At 70.8% G+C, this 20,169-nt stretch carries 19 protein-coding genes and 1 tRNA gene; 8 read left to right on the top strand and 12 right to left on the bottom strand.

All coding sequences use genetic code 11. The features are described 5' to 3' along the window. Positions 1–23 precede the first annotated feature (23 nt). Genes Vse01_RS14090 through Vse01_RS14100 form a run of 3 tightly spaced genes read right to left on the bottom strand, consistent with a single transcriptional unit; the run spans position 24 to position 2,797 of the window. On the bottom strand, positions 24–1,496 hold the full coding sequence (locus tag Vse01_RS14090; RefSeq protein WP_093409188.1) for a PP2C family serine/threonine-protein phosphatase: 1,473 nt from the start codon (positions 1,494–1,496) through the stop codon (positions 24–26). Beyond that, positions 1,493–1,981, bottom strand: coding sequence for an FHA domain-containing protein FhaB/FipA (locus Vse01_RS14095; RefSeq protein WP_093409190.1), 489 nt, complete (start codon positions 1,979–1,981; stop codon positions 1,493–1,495). Before Vse01_RS14095 ends, Vse01_RS14090 begins: the two co-directional genes overlap by 4 nt. Positions 1,982–1,987: 6 nt before the next feature. Next, on the bottom strand, positions 1,988–2,797 hold the full coding sequence (locus Vse01_RS14100) for an FHA domain-containing protein (RefSeq protein ID WP_093409193.1): 810 nt from the start codon (positions 2,795–2,797) through the stop codon (positions 1,988–1,990). A gap of 229 nt (positions 2,798–3,026) precedes the next feature. Between Vse01_RS14100 and Vse01_RS14105 the strand changes: the two genes are divergently transcribed. The 3 genes from Vse01_RS14105 (at position 3,027) to Vse01_RS14115 (ending at position 5,085) form a co-directional block, all read left to right on the top strand. Next, positions 3,027–3,112, top strand: a tRNA-Leu gene (locus tag Vse01_RS14105). 63 nt (positions 3,113–3,175) lie between these two features. Beyond that, entirely contained in the window at positions 3,176–4,291 is a 1,116-nt protein-coding gene (locus Vse01_RS14110) for an NAD-dependent epimerase/dehydratase family protein (RefSeq protein ID WP_170863582.1), read from the top strand. Next, complete coding sequence (locus Vse01_RS14115) at positions 4,288–5,085, top strand: WecB/TagA/CpsF family glycosyltransferase (protein WP_093409438.1); 798 nt, start codon at positions 4,288–4,290, stop codon at positions 5,083–5,085. The genes Vse01_RS14110 and Vse01_RS14115 overlap by 4 nt, the downstream gene beginning before the upstream one ends. A 55-nt stretch (positions 5,086–5,140) precedes the next feature. Here the strand turns inward: Vse01_RS14115 and Vse01_RS14120 are convergent, their stop codons facing one another. After that, complete coding sequence (locus Vse01_RS14120; RefSeq protein WP_093409198.1) at positions 5,141–7,015, bottom strand: S8 family peptidase; 1,875 nt, start codon at positions 7,013–7,015, stop codon at positions 5,141–5,143. Between the two features lie 220 nt (positions 7,016–7,235). On the opposite strand from Vse01_RS14120, the gene Vse01_RS14125 reads away from it, so the two are divergent. Beyond that, positions 7,236–7,838 carry a hypothetical protein gene (locus tag Vse01_RS14125; protein ID WP_093409440.1) on the top strand — a complete coding sequence of 201 codons (603 nt, stop codon included), beginning with the start codon at positions 7,236–7,238 and terminating at the stop codon, positions 7,836–7,838. Here Vse01_RS14125 and Vse01_RS14130 read toward each other — a convergent pair. The 3 genes from Vse01_RS14130 to Vse01_RS14140 form a co-directional block, all read right to left on the bottom strand. Further along, entirely contained in the window at positions 7,803–8,207 is a 405-nt protein-coding gene (locus tag Vse01_RS14130) for a hypothetical protein (RefSeq protein WP_093409200.1), read from the bottom strand. The genes Vse01_RS14125 and Vse01_RS14130 overlap by 36 nt on opposite strands. A 236-nt stretch (positions 8,208–8,443) precedes the next feature. Beyond that, on the bottom strand, positions 8,444–8,665 hold the full coding sequence (locus tag Vse01_RS14135; RefSeq protein WP_093409203.1) for a DUF397 domain-containing protein: 222 nt from the start codon (positions 8,663–8,665) through the stop codon (positions 8,444–8,446). Beyond that, the gene (locus tag Vse01_RS14140; protein WP_093409207.1) at positions 8,641–9,516 is read right to left on the bottom strand and encodes a helix-turn-helix domain-containing protein; all 876 of its coding nucleotides are present in this window, start codon (positions 9,514–9,516) and stop codon (positions 8,641–8,643) included. Before Vse01_RS14140 ends, Vse01_RS14135 begins: the two co-directional genes overlap by 25 nt. 456 nt (positions 9,517–9,972) lie before the next feature. Between Vse01_RS14140 and Vse01_RS14145 the strand changes: the two genes are divergently transcribed. Continuing rightward, positions 9,973–10,260: a hypothetical protein gene (locus Vse01_RS14145; protein WP_093409209.1), complete on the top strand. Its 288-nt coding sequence runs from the start codon at positions 9,973–9,975 to the stop codon at positions 10,258–10,260. Between the two features lie 110 nt (positions 10,261–10,370). Then, the gene (locus Vse01_RS14150) at positions 10,371–10,820 is read left to right on the top strand and encodes a hypothetical protein (RefSeq protein ID WP_170863583.1); all 450 of its coding nucleotides are present in this window, start codon (positions 10,371–10,373) and stop codon (positions 10,818–10,820) included. Between the two features lie 9 nt (positions 10,821–10,829). Here Vse01_RS14150 and Vse01_RS14155 read toward each other — a convergent pair whose 3' ends face one another. Continuing rightward, positions 10,830–11,750 (bottom strand): PASTA domain-containing protein, encoded by a 921-nt coding sequence (locus Vse01_RS14155; RefSeq protein WP_232511400.1) that lies wholly within the window; start codon positions 11,748–11,750, stop codon positions 10,830–10,832. A 99-nt stretch (positions 11,751–11,849) separates the two neighbouring features. Beyond that, on the bottom strand, positions 11,850–12,539 hold the full coding sequence (locus Vse01_RS14160; protein ID WP_093409213.1) for a PASTA domain-containing protein: 690 nt from the start codon (positions 12,537–12,539) through the stop codon (positions 11,850–11,852). 121 nt (positions 12,540–12,660) lie between these two features. On the opposite strand from Vse01_RS14160, the gene Vse01_RS14165 reads away from it, so the two are divergent. Further along, positions 12,661–14,169: a hypothetical protein gene (locus Vse01_RS14165; protein ID WP_093409216.1), complete on the top strand. Its 1,509-nt coding sequence runs from the start codon at positions 12,661–12,663 to the stop codon at positions 14,167–14,169. 72 nt (positions 14,170–14,241) lie between these two features. Here the strand turns inward: Vse01_RS14165 and Vse01_RS14170 are convergent, their stop codons facing one another. Further along, the gene (locus Vse01_RS14170; protein WP_093409218.1) at positions 14,242–15,720 is read right to left on the bottom strand and encodes a glutamate-cysteine ligase family protein; all 1,479 of its coding nucleotides are present in this window, start codon (positions 15,718–15,720) and stop codon (positions 14,242–14,244) included. Between the two features lie 317 nt (positions 15,721–16,037). Continuing rightward, positions 16,038–16,619, bottom strand: coding sequence for a YceI family protein (locus Vse01_RS14175; RefSeq protein WP_093409221.1), 582 nt, complete (start codon positions 16,617–16,619; stop codon positions 16,038–16,040). Positions 16,620–16,722: 103 nt separating this feature from the next. On the opposite strand from Vse01_RS14175, the gene Vse01_RS14180 reads away from it, so the two are divergent. Next, positions 16,723–17,274, top strand: coding sequence for a MarR family winged helix-turn-helix transcriptional regulator (locus tag Vse01_RS14180; RefSeq protein WP_232511401.1), 552 nt, complete (start codon positions 16,723–16,725; stop codon positions 17,272–17,274). A 312-nt stretch (positions 17,275–17,586) separates the two neighbouring features. Here Vse01_RS14180 and Vse01_RS14185 read toward each other — a convergent pair whose 3' ends face one another. Continuing rightward, the gene (locus tag Vse01_RS14185; RefSeq protein WP_093409223.1) at positions 17,587–20,070 is read right to left on the bottom strand and encodes an ATP-binding protein; all 2,484 of its coding nucleotides are present in this window, start codon (positions 20,068–20,070) and stop codon (positions 17,587–17,589) included. Between the last annotated feature and the right edge of the window lie 99 nt (positions 20,071–20,169).

Raw genomic sequence — 20,169 nt, forward strand, 5'->3', positions numbered from 1 at the left:
CGTCCTCGGGTGGGAGCCGGCGCCTACTCGGGCGACCGGCAGGCCGCCGGATCGACCGTGGGCGTGAAGGTGTCGACGGGGGGCGCGTCGGGGGTGCTGTCGGGTGCGGCGGCGGAGGCACCGGTCGGCGTGACCGTGGCTCCGGCCGGGGGTGACGCCGAGATGCTGCCGACCTGACTCGGTGAGCCGGCCGCGACACTCGGCGATCCCGCCGGCGCGCTCGGCGTCGGGGACGGCGAACCCGCAAGCGAGGGCGTGGGGCTCGGTGTCGGCGGACAGATCGGCTTCAGGTTCACGTTTGTCGGGCTGTCCATCGTCAGCTCGGCCAGCCGTCGTTCCGCGTCCGGCTCACTCTTGGCCGGAATGCCCTGCTTGACCTGCTCCTGCGCGGCCAGGGTGAGGTCGTCCAACTGGGCGCTGCTCTCGGAGTGCACGCTGGAGAGATCCATGCCGGCGATCTGGCCCTGGATGCCACGGAACACGGCCACCTGGCCGTTCTCGGTTGCGCCCACGTAGTACTGGCGCTGGGTGTAGCTCCAACCGGCGAACACCCCACCGCCGACGATCACCAGCAGTGCGGTCGTCATCGCGAGCGCACGCAGCGGACGTCGGCGGGCCTCGGGTTCGTCGTCGTTGTTGGCCGACTCGTCAGGCGTCGCCGGCCGGGGCGCGGAGAGCGCCGAGGCACGAGCGGCCGGAGTGGAGACGTCCGCCGAGGTGGCCATCCCCCGGTCCCGGGCCGCCGCACCGCCGACGATCGGCGCCGCCTCGACGATGTCCCGATCGGTGGCGTCGGCGATGATCACGGTGATGTTGTCCGGACCGCCACCGCGCAGGGCGAGTTGGACGAGCCGTTCGACGCACTGCTGCGGGTCGGCGTACTCCCGCATGGTCTCGGCGATGGTCTCCGCGCTGACCACACCGGAGAGCCCGTCGGAACAGATCAGGTACCGGTCGCCGGGCAACACCTGCCGGACCGAGTACTCCGGATCGATGTCGCGGCCGTCCAGCGCCCGGGTGAGCAACGAGCGCTGGGGGTGGCTGCTCGCCTCCTCCGGGCTGATCCGGCCTTCGTCGACGAGCATCTGTACGTAGGTGTCGTCCTTGGTGATCTGCGCGAACTCTCCGCCGCGCAGCAGGTAGGCGCGCGAGTCGCCGATGTGGACCATGCCCAGCTTGCTGCCGGAGAACAGGGTCGCGGTGAGCGTGGTGCCCATCCCCTCCAACTGGGGATTGGCCTCCACCGTCTCGCGGAGTTGCTGGTTGGCGGTGCCCACCGCGGAGCGGAGCGCGTCGACCAGGGCGTCGCCGGGGACGTCCTCGTCCAGTGGCGCCATGGCACCGATGACGATGTTGCTGGCGACGTCACCGGCGGCCATACCGCCCATGCCGTCGGCAACGGCGAGTAGCCGCGGCCCGGCGTAGACGGAGTCTTGATTACCGTCTCGGATCAGACCGCGGTCGCTGTGGGCCGCATAGCGCAGGGTCAGAGTCATGGCCGTAATTCGAGAGAGGTGCGGCCGATCCGGATCGGCACGCCGAGGGGGACGGGGGTCGGTCCGGTGACCTTAGCGCGATCCAGGTACGTCCCGTTAGTCGAACCCAGGTCCTCGACGAACCATTGCCCGTCGCGCGGCACGAGCCGGGCGTGTCGCGCGGACGCGTAGTCGTCGGTGATGACGAGGGTGGAGTCCTCGGCACGACCGATAGTTATCTGCGCCTCACCCAACGTGATCCGCGTTCCGGCCAGCTGACCTGCGGTCACCACCAACTGGTGCGCCGCCCGCCCCCGCTTCACCTTCGCCGGCTTCGCCGACGCCTGCCCCGTCGACGCGCCCACCGTCCGGGGCGCGGCTACCAGTCGACCCGAGCGGGCCCCCGCGAAGAGGTCCCGGCGGATGACGCCGACAACCGTGAACACGAAGATCCACAGCAGGACGAGGAATCCGAACCGGGCAACGGTGATAACGAGTTCCGGCAAGGCGGATCAGCCGTCCACGCGGAAGGTCAGAGTGGTCGTACCGAGCTGGATCATGTCACCGGGGTTCAACGCCACGGCGGAGACCCGCTGGCCGTTGACCATGGTGCCGTTGGTCGAGCCGAGATCGGTCAGCACGACCTGCCCACCGTCGAAGTCCAGCCGGGCGTGTCGCCGGGAGATGCCGACGTCCGGCAGGCGCAGGTTGGCCTGGTCGCCACGACCGATCACGGTCGAGCCCATCTGTAGCGGGTAGGTGCGGCCGTCGCCGGAGACCAGCCGGATGTTGCGCCCACCACCGTGACCCGGCGGCGGGCCGTAGCCACCACCCTGGTCGTAGGACGGGTAGCCGGGCGGGCCGGCGTCGTATCCGGGCGGACCGGCGTCATAGCCGGGCGCCGAAACCGGGGCGACCTCGCCACCGGTGTAGACCTCCGCGGTGACCCGGAACATACCGGTGTCCAGTCCTTCACCGCGCTCGATCTCGACGATCACGTCCCCGTAGACCGTCCAGGCCTGCTCGCCGATGAACTCCGCCTGCGACTGGGCCAGCTCCTGGGCCAGCGCGGCGGCGTACGGCGCCAGCCGACTGTGGTCGTACGGGGAGAGATCGATCACGTAGCGGTTGGGCACCAACGTGCGCCCACCAGCCAGGATGGCCTTGTGTGCCTCGGCCTCCCGCTGCATGGCGTTGAGGATCTCCACGGGGTGGACCACCCCTTTGAAGACCTTGGCGAAAGCCCCTTCGACCAGGCCTTCCAGACGCTTCTCGAAGCGTTGCAGCACGCTCACCGGCTCCTCCTCGGGTCCCGAGGACATGATGGTATCCGTCCAGAGCGCACGCAGCTCACACGCCGCTCGGCCGGCAGGCCGCGGCCCGTTCGGACGGCTTCTGATTGTCGTGCTACTCTTTCGTCCGCCACGAACGGTAACCGCTGCGAGCAGCGAAAGCCATTCGCGGCAGCAGACCAAGGTCACGTAGCATGGCCGAGGCCCGCCGGCCATCGGCGGTGTCCGGCTCAGGCGACGTTGACTGAGGTCAGGCCACGGGGAAGTGGCGGAATGGCAGACGCGCACGGTTCAGGTCCGTGTGTCCGAAAGGACGTGGGGGTTCAACTCCCCCCTTCCCCACCACAGCTGAGGGCTCCGCGAGTGCGGGGCCCTCGCTCCGTATCCGGGCGTGCCGGACGTCACGCTATGCTCCGATGGTTTCTGGCTCCGACGCACCAGGAGTGGCGTGTGACTGTCGCATTCGTGACCGGGTCGGGCGGGCTGATCGGCTCCGAGGCGGTCCGGCATTTCGCCGGCCTCGGTCTCGACGTCGTCGGCATCGACAACGACATGCGGCAGGAATTCTTCGGCGAGGAGGCGTCCACCGCCTGGAATGTCCGCCGGCTGACCGACGAGCTTGGTGAGGCGTACTCCCACCACAGCATCGACATCCGGGACCGGGCGGCGCTCGGCGCGCTGTTCGGCCGGTACGGCCGGGACGTGGCCGTGGTGATCCACACCGCCGCGCAGCCCTCCCACGACTGGGCGGTGCGTGACCCGTTCACCGACTTCGACGTCAACGCCGCCGGCACGCTCAACGTCCTGCAGAACGTCCGGGAACACTGCATCGACGCCCCGGTCATCCACTGCTCCACCAACAAGGTCTACGGCGACCGGCCGAACAGCCTGCCCCTCATGGAGCTGGAGACCCGCTGGGAGATCGAGCCGGGTCACCCGTACGAGCAGGGCATCCGGGAGGACATGTCGATCGACGCGTGCCTGCACTCGATCTTCGGTGCCTCCAAGGTGGCGGCGGACGTCATGGTGCAGGAGTACGGGCGCTACTTCGGCATGAAGACGGCCTGCTTCCGGGGCGGGACGCTCACCGGTCCGGCGCACTCGGCGACCGAGTTGCACGGCTTCCTCGGCTACGTGATGCGGGCGAACATGGAGCGCCGCACCTACAAGATCTTCGGCTACCAGGGCAAGCAGGTCCGCGACGCCATCCACAGTTCGGACGTGGTCTCCGCGTTCGAAGCCTTCTTCCGCAATCCCCGCTCGGCCGCCGTCTACAACCTCGGCGGCGGCCGGCACTCGAACACCTCCAACCGGGAGGCGTTCCTGCTGGCCGAGCAGATCACCGGCCAAGAGATGATCACCGAGTACGTCGAGGCCAACCGGATCGGCGACCACAAGTGGTGGATCGGCTCCAACGAGGCTTTCCAGGCCGACTACCCGGACTGGAAGCAGGTGTACGACGTACCAATGATCATGCGAGAGATCTACGAGGCCAACGTGGACAAGTGGGTGCCGGGAGCATGACCAAGAAGAACGTGCTCGGTGTCCTGGTCGATGCGACCGACTACGCCGAGGCCACCGAGCAGGTGGTGGCCGCCGCGCAGGAACGCCGGCCGCTGGCGCTTACCGCGCTGGCCGTGCACGGCGTGATGACCGGAGTGCTGGACCGGGCGCACAACGCCCGGCTCAACTCCTTCGACGTGGTGACCCCGGACGGTCAGCCGGTTCGCTGGGCGCTGAACCTGCTGCACGGCGCCCAGCTCACCGATCGGGTCTACGGGCCGACGCTGACTCTGCACGTGCTGTCCCGCTTCGCCGACGAAGGGCTGCCGGTCTACCTGTACGGCTCGACCGAGGAGACCCTCACCCGGCTGATCCCGGCGCTGGAGCGGATGTTCCCGGCACTCAAGATCGCCGGAGTTGAGGCGTCCAAGTTCCGCGGCGTACAGCCGGGCGAGGACGTCGAGATCGCCGACCGGATCAAGGCCAGCGGTGCCCGGCTGGTCCTGGTCGGGCTCGGCTGCCCCCGGCAGGAGACTTTCGCGTACGCGATGCGCCCGCTGCTGGACATGCCGCTGATGGCGGTCGGCGCGGCCTTCGACTACCACGCCGGGTTGTTGCGCCAGCCGCCGCCGTGGATGCAGCGTGCCGGGTTGGAGTGGTTCTGGCGCCTCGGCCTGGAACCCAAGCGCCTGTGGCGGCGCTACGTGATCCTGAACCCCGCGTACCTGGGTCGCCTGTTCGCGCAGAAGACCGGGCTGTGGAAGGCCCGGCCGCCCGCTCCGGCCACCGAACGGCCGACCACGTTCGCGGTCTGAACCGGTACGGCAACGGGCCCCGGCGCTACGCCGGGGCCCGTTGCCGTACCGGACGTCAGAGAGTCAGCGTCCAGGTGTTGATGTAGCCGGTGTCACCGCCGTAGACGTCGCGGACCTGGAGACGCCAGGTGCCGTTCGCCGCCTCGCTGGACAGGTTCACCGTGTAGGTGGTGTTCACGTTGTCCGTGCCGTCGAAGATGCTGCTGTTCTTCAGCCGGTAGGACGAACCGTCCGGGGCGAGCAGGTCGATGACCAGGTCGCCGCGGTAGGTGTGCACGATGTTCACCGCGACGGTCGAGCTCGACGAGGCGTTCCGGTTGCAGCCGGAGATGGTGATCGAGCTGGTCACCGCCGAGCCCGAGTCCGGGATCGACACGTCGCTGCCGTTGGTCCCGGAGCAGCCGCCGCCGCTGCCACCGGTGACCGTCAGCGAGTACGTCGCGCTCCTGGTGCCGGAGGCCGCGGTGCCGGTGACGGTCACGGGGTACGTGCCGGCCGGCGTGCTGGCCGAGGTGCTGATGGTCAGCGTGGACGATCCGCCGGAGGTGACGGTGGCCGGGCTGAACGAGGCGGTCGCCCCGGACGGCAGGCCGCTGGCCGAGAGGCTGACCGACTGGGCGGAGCCGTTTGTGGTCGCCGTGGACACGGTGGCGCTCGCCGAGCTACCCGCCGTGACCGAACCGGAGGTCGGCGCCACCGAGACCGAGAAGTCGTTGGCCGGCGGCGGGGTGTCACCGTTGACCACGTAGAGCAACCGGTTGGGGGTGCCGCTGCCCACGTTCGAGACCACGTTCGGGGTGGCGTTGTTGACCAGGTAGTCCCGGACCTGCTGGGGCGTCCAGGACGGGTTGGCCGAGAGGACCAGCGCCGCCGCGCCGGCCACGTGGGGCGAGGCCATCGAGGTGCCGCTGATGGTGTTCGTCGCGGTGTTGCTGGTGTGCCAGGCGGAGGTGATGCTCACCCCCGGGGCGAGGATGTCCACGCAGGTGCCGTAGTTGGAGAAGCTGGCGGCGGCGTCGTTGCTCTGGGTGGCACCGACGGTGATCGCCGCTGCGGCCCGGGCCGGCGAGTAGTTGCAGGCGTTCTGCCGCTGGCCGAAAGCGTTGCCGTTGCCGGCGGCCACCGCGTACGTGACACCGGAGTTGATGGAGTTGATGACCGCGTTGTCGACCGAGGTGTTCGCCCCGCCGCCGAGGCTCATGTTGGCCACGGCCGGCTTCACCGCGTTGGCGGTGACCCAGTCGATACCGGCGATGACACCGGCGTTAGTGCCGCTGCCGGAGCAGTTGAGCACCTTGACCGCCACCAGGCGGGTCGCCTTGGCCACGCCGTACGCCGAGCCACCGACCGTACCCGCCACGTGCGTGCCGTGGCCGTTGCAGTCGGTGTTGTTGGAGTCGACCGTGTTGGTGCCCCAGGTCGCCCGGCCGCCGAAGTCGGAGTGGGTGGTCCGGATGCCGGTGTCGATGACGTACGAGGTCACGTTCGTGGCGGTGTTGGGATAGGTGTACGAGCTGTTGAGCGGCAGGTTCCGCTGGTCGATCCGGTCCAGGCCCCAGGACGGGGGGTTCGTCTGGGTACCCGCGAGAGACACGACGTGGTTCTGTTCGACGTACGCGACAGCGGGGTCTGCCGCGATCCGCGCCGCGGCCCGCGCGCTGACCCGCACCTCGGCGCCCCGGACGGCCGCGCTGTAGGTCCGGGCCGTGGCACCGCCGTGCCGGCGTAGCAGCCGGTCCACGGAGGAGCCGACGGCCGTACGACTGACTTCGCTGTCCTTGAACACGACGATGTAGCTGTCCTTGACGGCGGTTGCGCCGCCGGCGCTTCGGACGGTGCCGACCGACTCGGCCGCCATGGCCGGCGTGGCCGCCGCCATCATGGCCAGCGTGGCCAGCCCGACAAGCAGCGATCTCTGTGGAAGAACCATCTTCCTACCTCCCTCCGACCGGCATCGAGCGTCCATCTGCTCGTGGCAGATTGATCGATGAATGCCGATCACGGTGAGGGTAGTCGGATGTGTGCGGACAGTTAAACATGTCGGATCCCCCATAACACTGAAGAGATGGTTCCCCTACGGGGACGAGTACGGGACGAACGGGGGGTGGGCCCGGATTCGACGAGCCCGAATTCGGGCAAGGCTGATGGACATGCAGAGCCATCTCGCCCTCCTGCTTCCGGTTGCGGCCGTCTGGTGGACCGTCGGCTACCTCGCGGACGGGTTGCCCCGCCTGAAGCACGCTCGCGAGCTGCGCCAGCACTCGGGCCGGCTGCTCGCGCTGACGTTGACCGCGCTCGGTCTGACGATGGCTCTGCCGATCGCCGGGCTGGTCACCGTCGGACCGACCCTGGCGGACCGGGCCGCCGACGGGCTGACGCTCGCCGCCGTACCCGCCCTGCTGGTGGCCGGCTGCACGGTGCGCCGGTTGCGCCGGTTGTGGGCCGGGGCCGGCGCGCTGGCCGTCGCCGCCGGCACACCGGCCCCGCACGGACTACGGGCCGCCGCTGCCCACCCGTTGATCGGGCTGCCGTTGCAGGTGACAGGTTTGGCGCTGCTGCCGGCCGTAATCGTGGCGAGCGGCGCCGGCCAGTATCTCGGGCCCTCGGCAACCGGGCCGGCGATCACCATCGCGGCACTGGCCGTCGCTTCGATCGGCGTACGCCACGCGTTGCGGCACAACCGGTTCGCCGAGCGGGCCATGCCCGAGCGGGTGTCGTCACCGCACCCGACCGCCGGTGCCCTGCACGTATAGCAGTTCCAGGATCGCCCTGGTCGCCTCGAACCAGCGGTCGAGCCAGCCGGGTGGCGGCACGCTGCCCTTCGGTGGCAGCTCCATCAACAGGCCACGCAGCAGCGGATGGTCCACGAGGGAAGCGTCGTCGACCGTCGACCAGCCACCGGCCGGAAAGGACGGCTCGGTCAGCGGATTCGGATCCAGCGACGGCAGGGTGAGCGGCGACGGCGACTCCGTCGCCGCCGGGGTCTCCCGGCTGGCGTGCTCGGTTTCCGCCGACACCACCTCGGTCAGCACGGTGTCCCGCCGGGCCCCGCGATACTTGCCGCCGAACCGTTCCGGCTTTCCCGGTCCGTTGGTGAGGTTCTCCGACCCGATACTCGTCATCCGTCTCGCCTGCCTCGCTCGGTTACCCGCCCTGCCGGGGGGATGTCGACCAGCGCGTACCGAGAGGTACAACGACACGGGCAGGATGTGGCGACGGCAGCCGGCGGAGCACGCGTCTGCGGGCCGCACCGCAGACGCTGTTCGACGCCCGATGCCCGCCCCTGGGCCGGGTCACAACAGCGAATCCCCGCTCGGCCACGGGCCGAGCGGGGATTCGTCGTCACCGCCCCCGGGCGTCAGGCCCGGGGGAACGCGCCGTCCCTGGTACTGGCGACGAAAGCGTGCCAGTCACCCGGTGCGAAGACCAGGGCCGGTCCGGCCTTGTCCTTCGAGTCCCGGACGCCGACCGCCCCGGTCACGTACGCCACCTCGACGCAGTTGTCACAGTTCGGCCCGCTCTTCGAGCTCTTGAACCATGTCGCCTGCGCCAGGTTCACGGAGAATCCTTGCGTCGCCACTTCCACAACGGCTCCTCTGCCAGTCTCGCGATGTACTCGACGGACTCCTCCGGACGCTTGGCCGCTGCTCGAATGTGATCGAAGATGAAGCTGTACTTCTGTAGTTCGTCGCTCTTCTCCAGGAAGAGCCCACCCGTGGCGTTCTCCGCGTACACGACATCCGGATCACCGGGTTCGGGGAAGCTGAGGATCGTGAAGGTGCCGTCCATGCCGGCGTGCGCCCCGACCTCGAACGGCAGGACCTGAAGCGTCACGTTCGGCAGCTGTGCCACCTCCACCAACCGGTTGAGCTGGTCACGCATGACCTTGTCCCCGCCCACCGGACGGCTCAACACCGCTTCATCGAGCACCACCCACAGATCGACCGGATCATCCTGGGTCAACAACGACTGACGGCCGAGTCGGACACGCACCCGTTGCTGTACCTGTTCCGGACTGAAGTCGGGGCGGGCGGCACGGATCATCGCGCTGGCGTAGTCCTCGGTCTCCAGCAGACCCGGCACCACCTGTTGCTCGTACGCGCGAATCGAACTGGCCGCCGCCTCCAGGCCCACGTACGCCCCGACCAGCACCGTGCTGTAGGGATGCCACCAGCCCTTCTGCCGCGCCTCACGGGCGATCTGCACCAGCTCGTCGCTCTCGGCACCGACCACTCCGTAGATCCGGAGCATGTCCCGCACGTCCCGGGGAGTCGCGGTGGTGTGACCTGTCTCGATACGCGAAATCTTGGAAGCCGAGCATTCCAACTGCTCCGCCACGGCCTCTATGGTGATTCCGGCGGCCTCGCGCTGCCGGCGCAGTTCTGCGCCAAGCCGGCGCCGCCGGATGGTCGGGCTGCGCCGCTCGCTCACCGTGCCACCTCTCCGCTTCGACGCGCCGCCTGACCGCCCGCCCACGGCGCGATTCTTCCGGCGAGCGTTCGCGGCGTGGAGTGTCCCGGTCCTCGGCCGGCCGCGGCGGGCGAAACCGGCTCTCAGTGTGCCGCCCGGGTGGCAGCCCGTTCAAGCGCCGTTTCGCGCGAGCCGCTCACGTATCGGCAAAAGTCGACGTGCAACTTGCATGAAGCACACTCCTCATGCACTCTGTCCGTATGACCCGGGTTACTTACCGTCTCCGATCCGTCTCCACGAGTGATCAACCTCGTGGAGAGGTGGGTCGCCGGGGAGGAGCTTCGCCACCAGCCGCTCCACGCTGACCGACCACGACACCGGCTCCGGTCCCCGAGACACGACCTCGTCGCTGGAGCCAGCAAACCCCCATCCTCCAGCCGGCCCCTTCCCCGCCGGCCGACCATTTCAGGAGCCCATGTGCTTCCCCGCTCCGGTGACGTACTGCACGTGACACGCGCGGCGAGTGTCCAGTTCCTCAGGCCCATCCTGTTCCGGGTGATCCGGGTGCTCGACCGGCCCACCTACGACGGTTGGCTCTGGCTCGAAGGCTACGAGTTGAACGCGGCGGGGGACGCGGTCAACCGTCGGTCGATCTTCGTCCAGCGGGCCGGGCTGCGGCAGGTCCAGGCGGCCCCGCAGCCGCGTCCACACACCGTACGCTCGGCCCGCCGGCCGGCCGTACGGACGCCGGTTCGGGTGCACTGAGCATCACCGACGTCAGGTGAAAAGGATTCGGGGGGCATGCCGCCGACATAGAATCGGTATGCCCACCCCGGCATGTTTCCACCCCGCGCCTCCCGGACCCCGAACCTGGGATGGCCATGGTCAACTTGTCCGCGCGGGAGCCACGCCGGTCCCGCATCGCCCACACCTTCGGACTCCTGGCGCTTCTCGGTGCCGTCACCACCCTGGTGGTGCTGGGCCGGGATCCGGCACTGTCGTCCACCCGGCTGGCCGAGCCCGTACCGGCCCCGGAGATCACTGTCGTGGAGAGCGAGCCGGTCGAGCCGGACGTCACCACCGACGACGTCTGGGACGCCTTCGCCCGCGACGGCTTCTTCGACCAGACGGCCGACGACCCGGCGGAGTCCGACGGCGTCTCCGGTCAGCCCTCGTACCCGGCTGACCAGAAAGCGCCAGCCAGGGCCACGGGTGGTCACACCCGGGAGGAACTCAGCCGCTCGCTGTTCTGGTCCGGGGTGTTCGGACTGGCGATCTCCCTCGCCGGTCTCGGACTGGTCGGCACCAGACGCCGGATGTGGTGACTCTGGCGGTCACTCCGTGGGGCTCGCCGTGACGGTTTGCTCGGTGGTGGTCGGCTCGCCCGTGCTCGGTTCGGGACTCGGACTGGCCGCGGCGACCACCAGCCGAACCTCATCGCCCACCTCCACCGACTCACCGGCCTGCGGGTCGGTGGCGATGACGGTCCCCTCCGGCTGGTCCGACGGGCGGTACTCCACCCGATAGTCGAGGTCGAGCCCGTCCAGCGCGGCCCGTGCCGCGGCTTCCGGCAGACCCACCAGCGGCGGTACCGGTACCTCGGCCGGCGCGGCGCTCGTCGTCGGTGCCGGTGACGGGGACTCGGTGGTCGGCGACGGTGACGCCGTGGTCGGCGGGGCCTGGGTGGTCGGTGAGGGCGACTCCGGTGCCGGGCCGTCGTCGTTCAGCCCCTGGCCGGCCAGCCAGAACCCACCCCCGATCAGGCCGAGCAGGAGCAGCAGCAGGACGCCCCAGAGGATCGGCAGCCACCACGGTCGGCCCGGCTGCTCGTCGGTGTACCAGTCGCCGCCGGCCAGCTCGCGGTCCACACCCGGCCGAACCGACGGCACCTCCGCGCGCCCCGACCAGGCCACCGACCCGGAACGCTGGCTCGGCGGCAGCGGCGCGGTCGCGTCCGCCGGCTCGGCGACGGCCCGGTCCAGCGGCGCGGTCGCGTCCGGCGTACGCCCCATCGGCGCGGTCTCGTCCGGCGGTCCCGCCGGCTCTGCGGTCGCGCGATCCATCGGTGCGGTCTCGTCGGGAGCGCGCCCCATCTGCGCCGTCTCGTCCGGCGCACGCGGCGCGGTCGCGTCCGCCGGCTCGCCGGCGGCCCGGTCCAGCGGCGCGGTCTCGTCCGGGTTGTCTCCGGACGGCGGGATCGGACGGGTCCGGTCGTCCGGTTGCCCGTCGGTCGGCTCCTGGCGGTCGTCGCTCACGGCACGTCCTTTCCGCCGACCGGGCGGGCACCAGGCCCCTCGACGGTCAACCTAGCGGTTTCGCCGGTCATCGGTCGGCACCAGCGTGTCGGGTGCGCGTCACGGCGCCGGAGTGCTCGCATCCGCACTCGGCGGCGTGCCGCACCAGATCTGGACCACGTCGTTCCACCTGCCGACCGTGCCGCCCGGCGGTTGCTGCGACGTGACCGTGCCGGAGCGTCCGTTGGGATAGCGGGGAGAGAACCCGTCGTCGACGAGTTCGTCCCTCGCCTCGTTGCACGTCTCACCGGTCAGGTCGGGCACCTCGTTCGGTGGGGCGGCCCCGGCCACATTGATCTTGACCGTGACACCACGCCGCACCGGTGTCCCCGGAGCCGGGTCGGTGCTTCGTACGCTGGAACTGTCGCCGCTGCCGAAGACGAGCTGCCAGCCCAGGCCCAGGTCCCGCAGCTCCTCCCTGGCCTCCTCGAAGTCTGCGCCGACCAGGTCCGGGACGGTGAGTCCGGTCGGCCGCGACGGGCTGGGGCTGCTGCTCGGCGTGGTCGCGGTGTTCGGTGTCGGCCGCTCCTGCGGCGGCGAGATCCGCCCCGTTGGGCTGGGGGTGGGAGTGCCGGTGGCGGCGGAGGACACCGGGCCGGGTCTTACCTGATCGCCGGCGAGCACCCAGCCACCGGCGGCACCGATGATCGCGAGCAGGATGGCGGCAGCCCCGCCACCGATGATCAACCTCGTTCGGTCCGGGCCGGTGTCACCGCGCCCCGGCCGCCCGCCCGTGGTCCCGTCCGTCATCCCGCCCACCGCCTTATCACCCACGACCGTAGCGACCGGGGCCAAGCACTGTCCGTAACCGTCGCCGGTAGATGCCACGCACGACTCGCCGCACCGACCACAGGACGTTACGCTGCCCGGCATGGCCAGACAGGGCTGGGGAGGATCGATCGCCACCGCGGCCGGCGTGGCAGCCGGTGCCGGTGCCGCTCAACTGGGCTTCGGATACGGCCTGGGCATTCTCAACTGGGCGCCCCCGGAGGCGACCGCCGGCACGGCGGCCTGGGTGGCGAGCCTGATCTGGGCGACCTGGATCGCGGCCACGTCGACCATCTTCGGTGCGGTCTGCGCCCAACGGCTGCACGACCGTCGCCGGGCCGCATCCCCGTCCGACCCGGTGACGGTGGCCGACGGGCCGCCCGCCGCCGGTTCCCCGGCGCCGCCGTCCGGCACCGTAGCGCCGCCCATTTCCGCGGCGGCGGGCAGCGGGCCGGCGACGTCCGGCAGCCCGGTTCCGCCCTCCGGTGAGCTTCCGTCCACCACCGTCAAGCAGGACGGTGGCGGACTGTGGGGAATCGCGCTGGCCGTGGCCGCCGGCCTGGGCGCACTGATCACGGTGTTGCTGGTCGCCGTACCGGCCCGGGTCGCGGTGGTGCCGGACACGCCGTCCCCCCGGGACATGGCCGCCGGGTACGCGGCGGTCGGCGTACTTATCGGAACGCTCGTGGCGGTCTGGGCGCTGCGTTGTCGCGCCGCAGCCACCAATGTCATCGCCACCGCCGGCTGGCTCTGGCTGCTCGCGGTCATCGCCGTGGTCGACTCCGTGCTCGCCGGTCGCGGGCTCACCACCGCGCAGCTCGGGATCTGGCAACTCAGCTCGGACAACGACCAGTTCTGGATCCGGGACTACTTCTACTGGCCCGGCGCGGTCCTGTCACTCGGTTCAGCACTGGTTATCGGCGCGCTGGCCGCCCGCCGCGGAGTCCGGGCGACCGAGCGGCGGGTCGGCGCCACCGCATCCGGTGCCGCCGGTCCGCTGTTGGTGGCCATCGCCTACTTCCTGGCCGTGCCGAGGCTCACCGCGATCAGCCCGGAACAGGTGTCCGCTCATCTCACCGCCCCGTACGCGGTGATCGTCGGCATCGGCGGGTCGGTCCTGGTGGCGGCGCTCGCCCAGCGATCGGCCCGGCTGGCGGCGCACCGGTCGAGCGGCCCCGACGCGGCCCCGCTGGTTCCCCGGCAGCGAGTCGGTGACTCCGACCGGCACACGCCCGGGTCCGGGCCGGATGCCGCCACCCAGCCCGCGCCGGACGCCGAGCCGTCCGCGCCGGACGTCGAGCGGTCCGGGGCGGGTGCCACGCGGTCCTCGGCGGCCGCCGACCGGCTCGACCAGCCGGTGGCCGGCGAGGTGACGGCGACCCGGAAGAAAGCCGCATCGGCGGGAACCCCACCGCGACCGGCAGCGGCCAAGCCAGCGGCGGTCAAGCCGGCAGCACCGCAACCGGCAGCACCGCCCTCGGCAGCGCAGCCGGAAAGGCCGGCGGAGGCGGGTGGGAAATCCGGGTCGTCGCCGTCCGAGGCGTCATTCGGCAGCGAAGAGACACCCGAGAGCGGCAACCGCCGCGGCCGTCCCCGGCAGCGCGGTCGCTAGTCTGGATCTTGGCGCGAAACGGCCCACCGGAGGGCGATTCCGCACCAAGATCCGGTGAGGTTGCCGCTTCGCTCAGTCGAGCGGCCAGGTGTGCACCGGCTCGTTTGTGTACTGCAACTCCGCGTAGCGCTGGAGCATGTGGTGCAGCGCGGCCCGGCGCTCCAGACCCAGATGCCGCTCGGCGGCCCACACGGTTGCGGTCTGCCAGACCGCTCCGTTGCGTCCGGTACGACAGCGTTGCTCGATGATGCCGAGCAACCGGTCCCGGTCGGAGGCGGCGACGCCGAAGCCGTCGAGGCCGGCGGCGGCGAGCGGCAGCAGTGTGTCGAGCACCAGCGTGGTCACTGGCACATCGCCCAGCCGCGGCCAGTGCAGGACCGCGTCCATGCCGCGGCGGGCAGCCGCGTGGAAGTTCTCCTCGGCCGAGCTGAAGGTGAGCTGGCTCCAGATCGGCCGATCGGCCTCCGCCATGCCCCGGACCAGCCCGAAATAGAAGGCGGCGTTGGCCAGCATGTCGACCACGGTCGGTCCGGCCGGTAGCACGCGGTTCTCCACCCGCAGGTGCGGACGGCCGTTCATGATGTCGTACACGGGCCGGTTCCACCGGTAGACGGTGCCGTTGTGCAGCCGCAACTCGGCCAGCTCGGGAACGCCGCCGGCATGCAGGACCTCCACCGGGTCCTCGCTCTCGCAGATCGGCAGCAGGGGCGGGAAGTAGCGGACGTTCTCCTCGAACAGGTCGAAGATCGAGGTGATCCACCGCTCGCCGAACCAGACCCGGGGCCGTACGCCCTGGGCCTTCAGCTCGTCCGGCCGGGTGTCGGTGGCCTGCTCGAACAGGGCGATGCGGGTCTCCGCCCAGAGCTGCCGATCGTAGAGGAACGGGGAGTTGGCACCCACCGCCACCTGGGCGGCGGCGATCGCCTGGGAGGCGTTCCAGTAGTCGGCAAAGCTGTCCGGCGCCACCTGGAGGTGGAACTGGAGGCTCGTACAGGCCGCCTCCGGCGCGATGGAGTCGTTGTGCGTACGCAGTCGCTCGACGCCCCGGATGTCGAGCTCGATGTCCTCGCCCCGGGCTCCGACGATCTGGTCGTTTAGCACCCGGTAACGCTCGTTTGTGGAGAGGTTGTCCGCCACCAGGTGTCGCTCGTTCAACGTGGGCAGGATGCCGACCAGCACGATCCGGGTGTCCGACCGCGCGGCGCGTTCGTTGGCCCGGTCGAGGCTGGCGCAGAGGTCACGCTCGTAGTCGGCGAACCCGGTGCCGGAGATCAGCCGTGGGTTGGCGTTCAGTTCGAGGTTGAACTGCCCGAGCTCGGTCTGGAACAACGGGTCGGCTATCGCGGCGAGGATCTCCTCGTTGCGCATGGCCGGTTCGGCAGCCGGGTCGACCAGGTTGAGCTCGATCTCCAACCCGGTCATCGGCCGGTCGGCGTCGAAGCCGAAGTCGTCCAACATGAGCGCGAACACGTCCAGGCAGCGCCGGACCTTCTGCCGGTACCGGACTCGATCCTCACGGGAGAAGGCGGCTCGATCGACGTCCCTGCCCATGCTTCCTCCCGGCGCGCGACGCCACGGAACGGTGCCGCTCCGCAGCGCACTGTGAACCATACTCGCTGGGAGCGCTGCGCCCAGCCGCCCCGAAGATCGGTCCATTGCCGCAGTCCACCCGTTGTAGCGGCCGATCGCGTCGCCCCGACCAGGTTGCTCGCTCCCGCTGGAGTAGGTACCCAGCCGCACCGTCGAACCCTTGCTGCCCGACGAAGAACAAGTTGTGACAATTCGCACCAGCGTCCGCGTACGAGTGGAGGCCCGGACAGCCGACAGGCCCGCGCGGTGCGGGCGCGGGCCTGTCGGGGTGTACGGGATCAGGACTGCCGGATGGCCTCGCCCTCGATCTCGATCTTGACCTTCTTGCCGACCAGGACGCCACCGGACTCCAGGGCGACGTTCCAGGTCAGGCCGAAGTCCTCACGGTCGATCTCGGTGCTCGCCGAGAAACCGAAGATGTCCTGGCCGAAGGGGCTGCGGCCAACACCCTCGAACTCGACCTTGAGGTCGACCGGACGGGTCACGTCCTTGATGGTCAACTCGCCGGTCAGAACGAACTCGTTGCCCTCGTGCGACTTCACGCCGGTGCTGCGGTACTCCAGCGTGGCGAACTTCTCCGCGTCGAGGAACTCAGGGCTGCGCAGGTGCGCGTCCCGATCCGCCTGGGCGGTGTTGATGCTGGCGGCCTGGATGGTGGCGGAGACCGTGGACTCCAGCGGATCCTCGGCGATGGTGATGGTGGCGCTCGCGTCAGCGAACTCGCCGCGAACCTTGCTCACCATCATGTGCCGGGCAACGAAGCCGACCCGCTTGTGCGCCACATCCAGCAGATAGGTGCCGGCCGCCGGGATGGTGAGGCCGTTCCACTCGCGGGTAACCGGCTCGGTGCTGCTGGTCATGAGAGACTGCCCTCCGGGAGATATTGTTTAGTAGCCCAACGTCTGCGTCAGCAACTATAGCCGTGGCAATATTCCTGCTGTCAAGTATTGGTACGATGGTCTGGTGGAAGCGAACACGTTCGACGACCCTCGAATCACGGCCGTCGGCCTGCTCTTCGAGGTGCACGCCGGGCTGGCCGCCCGATTCGCCGCCCAGCTGGAGGAGCACGGCCTGTCATCGGTCGAGTTCGAGGTGCTGACCAGACTCACCCGGTCACCCGCCAACCAGCTGCGGATGACCGATCTCGCCGCCCAGACCTCACTGTCAACCAGCGGCGTGACCCGGGTGGTGGACCGGATGGAACGCGACGGTTTGATCACCCGCCGCGCCTGCCCCTCCGACCGACGAAGCTCGTACGCGGTGGTGACGCCGGCCGGCCTGCGCCGGCTCGACGAGAGCCTGCCCGGGCACCTTCAGCTCATCGAGGACTGGTTCACCGGGCAACTCGACCCGGCTGCGCTGGCCGCCCTGCTCGACGGCCTGCGCCGGGTACGCGACGCCGTACATCCCTGCGCGACCGCCGGCAGCCGTTCCGCCGCACCGGGCGAGCCTCCGGCCGAGTGCGACGAGAAGGAGGGCAGGCCACCTGCACCGGGCGGTCATCCGGGCCGCTGAGGCATCCCGCTCGTCGCCTGCGCCGGCGGTTGCCGTCGTCCTCGACCGCCTGCGGACCCTGGGTGTGCGAACGACCAGCCGAGCGTGACGGGACCGGCAGAACCACCGGCAGAACCACCGGGCCAATAGGCGATAGCCCACCAAACCCGACAGACGGGCCGACTGTGCCTCGCTAGTCTCGCAGCGGCGGGGGCAGCGGGGGGCACCGGCGCGGGCGATGAGCGAGGGGTGGCAACAGGGGGCTTCCTCGCCCGCGCCGTCCCCGTCCCCGCCACCGGCGGACCGGTCGCCGACGCACCGCCGTCGCCGACCTCACCGCCCCGGTTTCGTCGGGCCGTTCCGGGCCACCGACAGCACGTAGAGCAGTTCCTCCTCGTGCTCCAGCAACCGGATGCCGCCCTCCCGGCAGGCCACGTCCAGCCGATCGAGCACACTCGCGTCCGAGGTGCTCGCCGCCAAGCCCACCAGAGCCTCCACGACCGTCCGTCGGTCCCGACCGGTCTCATCCGGCTCCGCTGCGGCCGCGAACCACTCCGCCGCGACCTCCCGGTCCCCACGATGCAGCGCCAGATGCCCCTCGATCAGTGCGCCGGTGCCGTCGAGCGGACGCAGCTCGGCGAGCACCTCGGCGGCCTCGGCCGCCCGACCGTCCTGGGCGAGCGCCAGACCCAGCGTCCCAAGCACCTGTCGCCGACCGCGCGGGGTGCCCAGGTCGCCGAGGGCCGTCAACACCCGGCGAGCCTCGTCGGCGGCGTCGGCGTACCGGCCCGCCAGGCGGAACACCTCCGCGACGGTGCCCCGAGCCAGCACCCGCAGCCGCTGCTCCGCGCACTGGCCACCGAGCCGGTCCACCACCGCCAGCCGGCGACGAGCCGTGGTCAGGTCACCGAGCCTGATCTCGTGCCACGCCAGCTGATGCTGCGCGACCGCCATCTGCCGGGTCAGGCCATGCTCGGTGGCCAGGGCCAGTACCGCCTCCGCCTGCTCCCGTGCCTCGCCCGGCCGTCCGGTCGCGGCCAGCAGGACGCCGAGGACCGTCCGCGCCTCCAACTCGCCCGGCACGTCACCGAGCCGACGGAACTCCGCCAACGCCGCGCGGGCCGTCGACAGCTCCGTTGCGGCCGCGCCGTGCTCGCCGGCGAGCATCGCCACACCGACCGAGGCCCACGCGCGCAGGGCCGGGTCGGCATCGGCGGTACGCGGATCGGCCAGCAGGCGCAGCAGCCACTGCCGGCCGACAACGTCCCGCCCACGTAACCGCCACCACCGGGGCAGGTTCACCGCGAGACGTAACGCGGTCAAGGGGTCGTCGACCGCCGCGTACGCCAACGCGGAGCTGATGTCGCCGGTGACCTCGTCGAGACGGTGCGCAGCGGCACCGGCCCCGGCACCCGTCAGCCCCGACGCGGTCCGCTCCACCAGCCGGGTCACCACCCGAGCGTGCCGACGGCGGATCACCGTCGACTCGCCGGCGCCGGACGCCTGCTCGACGGCGTAGTCCCGGACGGCGTCGACAAACCGGAACCGGAACGAGCCGCCGCCTCGTACGCTCAGCAGGCCGAGATCGAGGAAGCGGTTGAGCAGCGGCACCGGATCGACGCCGGTGCCGGCGAGCATCTCCTCGGCCAACTCCACCGACCACCGGTTGCCGAAGGCGGCGAGCTGCCGCAGCGCCGCCCGGTCCCCGACGGCGAGCAGCCGGTAACTGGTGGCCACCGCGTCGCGCAGGGTCTCCGCCACCGCCGTGCGGGCATCGTCGCCCCGTGGCCGCGTCTCCCAACCGCTGTGCGTGGCGGCAGAGGTGTCCAGATCCAGCACCCGGTCGCCGTACCGGTCGAGCAGTTCGGTGAGATCGAGGAGCCGGCCGCGCGCCGCCATCAGTTCGATCGCCAGCGGCAGCCCGCCCAGCCGGCGTACCAGGGCGGCCAGCGCGGGCAACTCGGCGTCGGCCGGCGGTTCCCGGCGGACCTGAGCCAGTCGCGAGGTGAACAGGGTGACCGCCGGATATCCGACGAGGGTCGCCGGGTCGGTGTCGCCCGGTGGCGGCACCTCCAACGGCGAAACGGGGCGCACCCACTCGCTCGGTAGCCCGACCGGATGTCGGCCGGTGACCAGCACCCGCAGCGACGGCACCGCACCGACGAGCCGCCGCAGCGTGCCGGCCACCGGATCGGGCGCCCGCTCCACCGCGTCCACCAGCAGCAGCGCCCGCCGGTCACCGAGCCGCGCGGCCAACTCGGTGTCCCGGGCCACGCCGAAGACCGTCATGACGGCGGCGTGCACGTCGGCCGCGTCCGACCCGGCGCCGATCAGCACCCCGGCGACACCGCCGGGATGAGTGGGCGCGGCCGCGTGGACCGCCGCCAACGCCAGGGCGGTCTTGCCGACGCCGGCCAACCCCACCAGGCTCACCACCCGGGGACCACGTGGATCGTCCAACAGGGTGGCCAGCTCGGTGATGTCGCGTTCCCGGCCGATCAGTTCCGGTGGCGGCGGCAGGCCCAGCGGCGTACCGACCTCGGGCTGGACGGCCGCCGGGCTGGTGCCCCGGGCGGCGGCCAGAAACGCCGCGCGGGCGGAGCCGGTCAGCCCGAGCGCCCCGGCGAGCAGCTCGACGGTGGTGCGTTGTGGCCGGGTGGAGCGGCCCCGTTCCAGGTCACGGACCGTCCGTACCCCGACGCCGGCACGGGCCGCCAGCTCAGCCTGGGTCGCGCCAGCAGCCTGCCGGTGCGCCCGCAGCAGCTCCGGCAGACCGGCGTGCGGCGGACCGGATTGACGATCATGACCGGGAGCCATGGGCACGGACAATACGGCGCAGGCCCGACATCGGACACGGGATCGTCGGCCACCCGACGATGCCGTGCCGAAACCTGACAACCACCTATCGGCAGCCGG

The sequence above is a fragment of the Micromonospora sediminimaris genome (assembly GCF_016863575.1).
Lineage (GTDB): Bacteria > Actinomycetota > Actinomycetes > Mycobacteriales > Micromonosporaceae > Micromonospora > Micromonospora sediminimaris.

Coding starts and splice junctions, on each gene's coding strand:
- Vse01_RS14090 (WP_093409188.1), bottom strand. CDS start 1,496: ATGACTCTGACCCTGCGCTATGCGGCCCACAGCGACCGCGGTCTGATC.
- Vse01_RS14100 (WP_093409193.1), bottom strand. CDS start 2,797: ATGTCCTCGGGACCCGAGGAGGAGCCGGTGAGCGTGCTGCAACGCTTC.
- Vse01_RS14110 (WP_170863582.1), top strand. CDS start 3,176: ATGCTCCGATGGTTTCTGGCTCCGACGCACCAGGAGTGGCGTGTGACT.
- Vse01_RS14115 (WP_093409438.1), top strand. CDS start 4,288: ATGACCAAGAAGAACGTGCTCGGTGTCCTGGTCGATGCGACCGACTAC.
- Vse01_RS14120 (WP_093409198.1), bottom strand. CDS start 7,015: ATGGTTCTTCCACAGAGATCGCTGCTTGTCGGGCTGGCCACGCTGGCC.
- Vse01_RS14125 (WP_093409440.1), top strand. CDS start 7,236: ATGCAGAGCCATCTCGCCCTCCTGCTTCCGGTTGCGGCCGTCTGGTGG.
- Vse01_RS14130 (WP_093409200.1), bottom strand. CDS start 8,207: ATGACGAGTATCGGGTCGGAGAACCTCACCAACGGACCGGGAAAGCCG.
- Vse01_RS14150 (WP_170863583.1), top strand. CDS start 10,371: ATGGCCATGGTCAACTTGTCCGCGCGGGAGCCACGCCGGTCCCGCATC.
- Vse01_RS14160 (WP_093409213.1), bottom strand. CDS start 12,539: ATGACGGACGGGACCACGGGCGGGCGGCCGGGGCGCGGTGACACCGGC.
- Vse01_RS14165 (WP_093409216.1), top strand. CDS start 12,661: ATGGCCAGACAGGGCTGGGGAGGATCGATCGCCACCGCGGCCGGCGTG.
- Vse01_RS14170 (WP_093409218.1), bottom strand. CDS start 15,720: ATGGGCAGGGACGTCGATCGAGCCGCCTTCTCCCGTGAGGATCGAGTC.
- Vse01_RS14175 (WP_093409221.1), bottom strand. CDS start 16,619: ATGACCAGCAGCACCGAGCCGGTTACCCGCGAGTGGAACGGCCTCACC.
- Vse01_RS14185 (WP_093409223.1), bottom strand. CDS start 20,070: ATGGCTCCCGGTCATGATCGTCAATCCGGTCCGCCGCACGCCGGTCTG.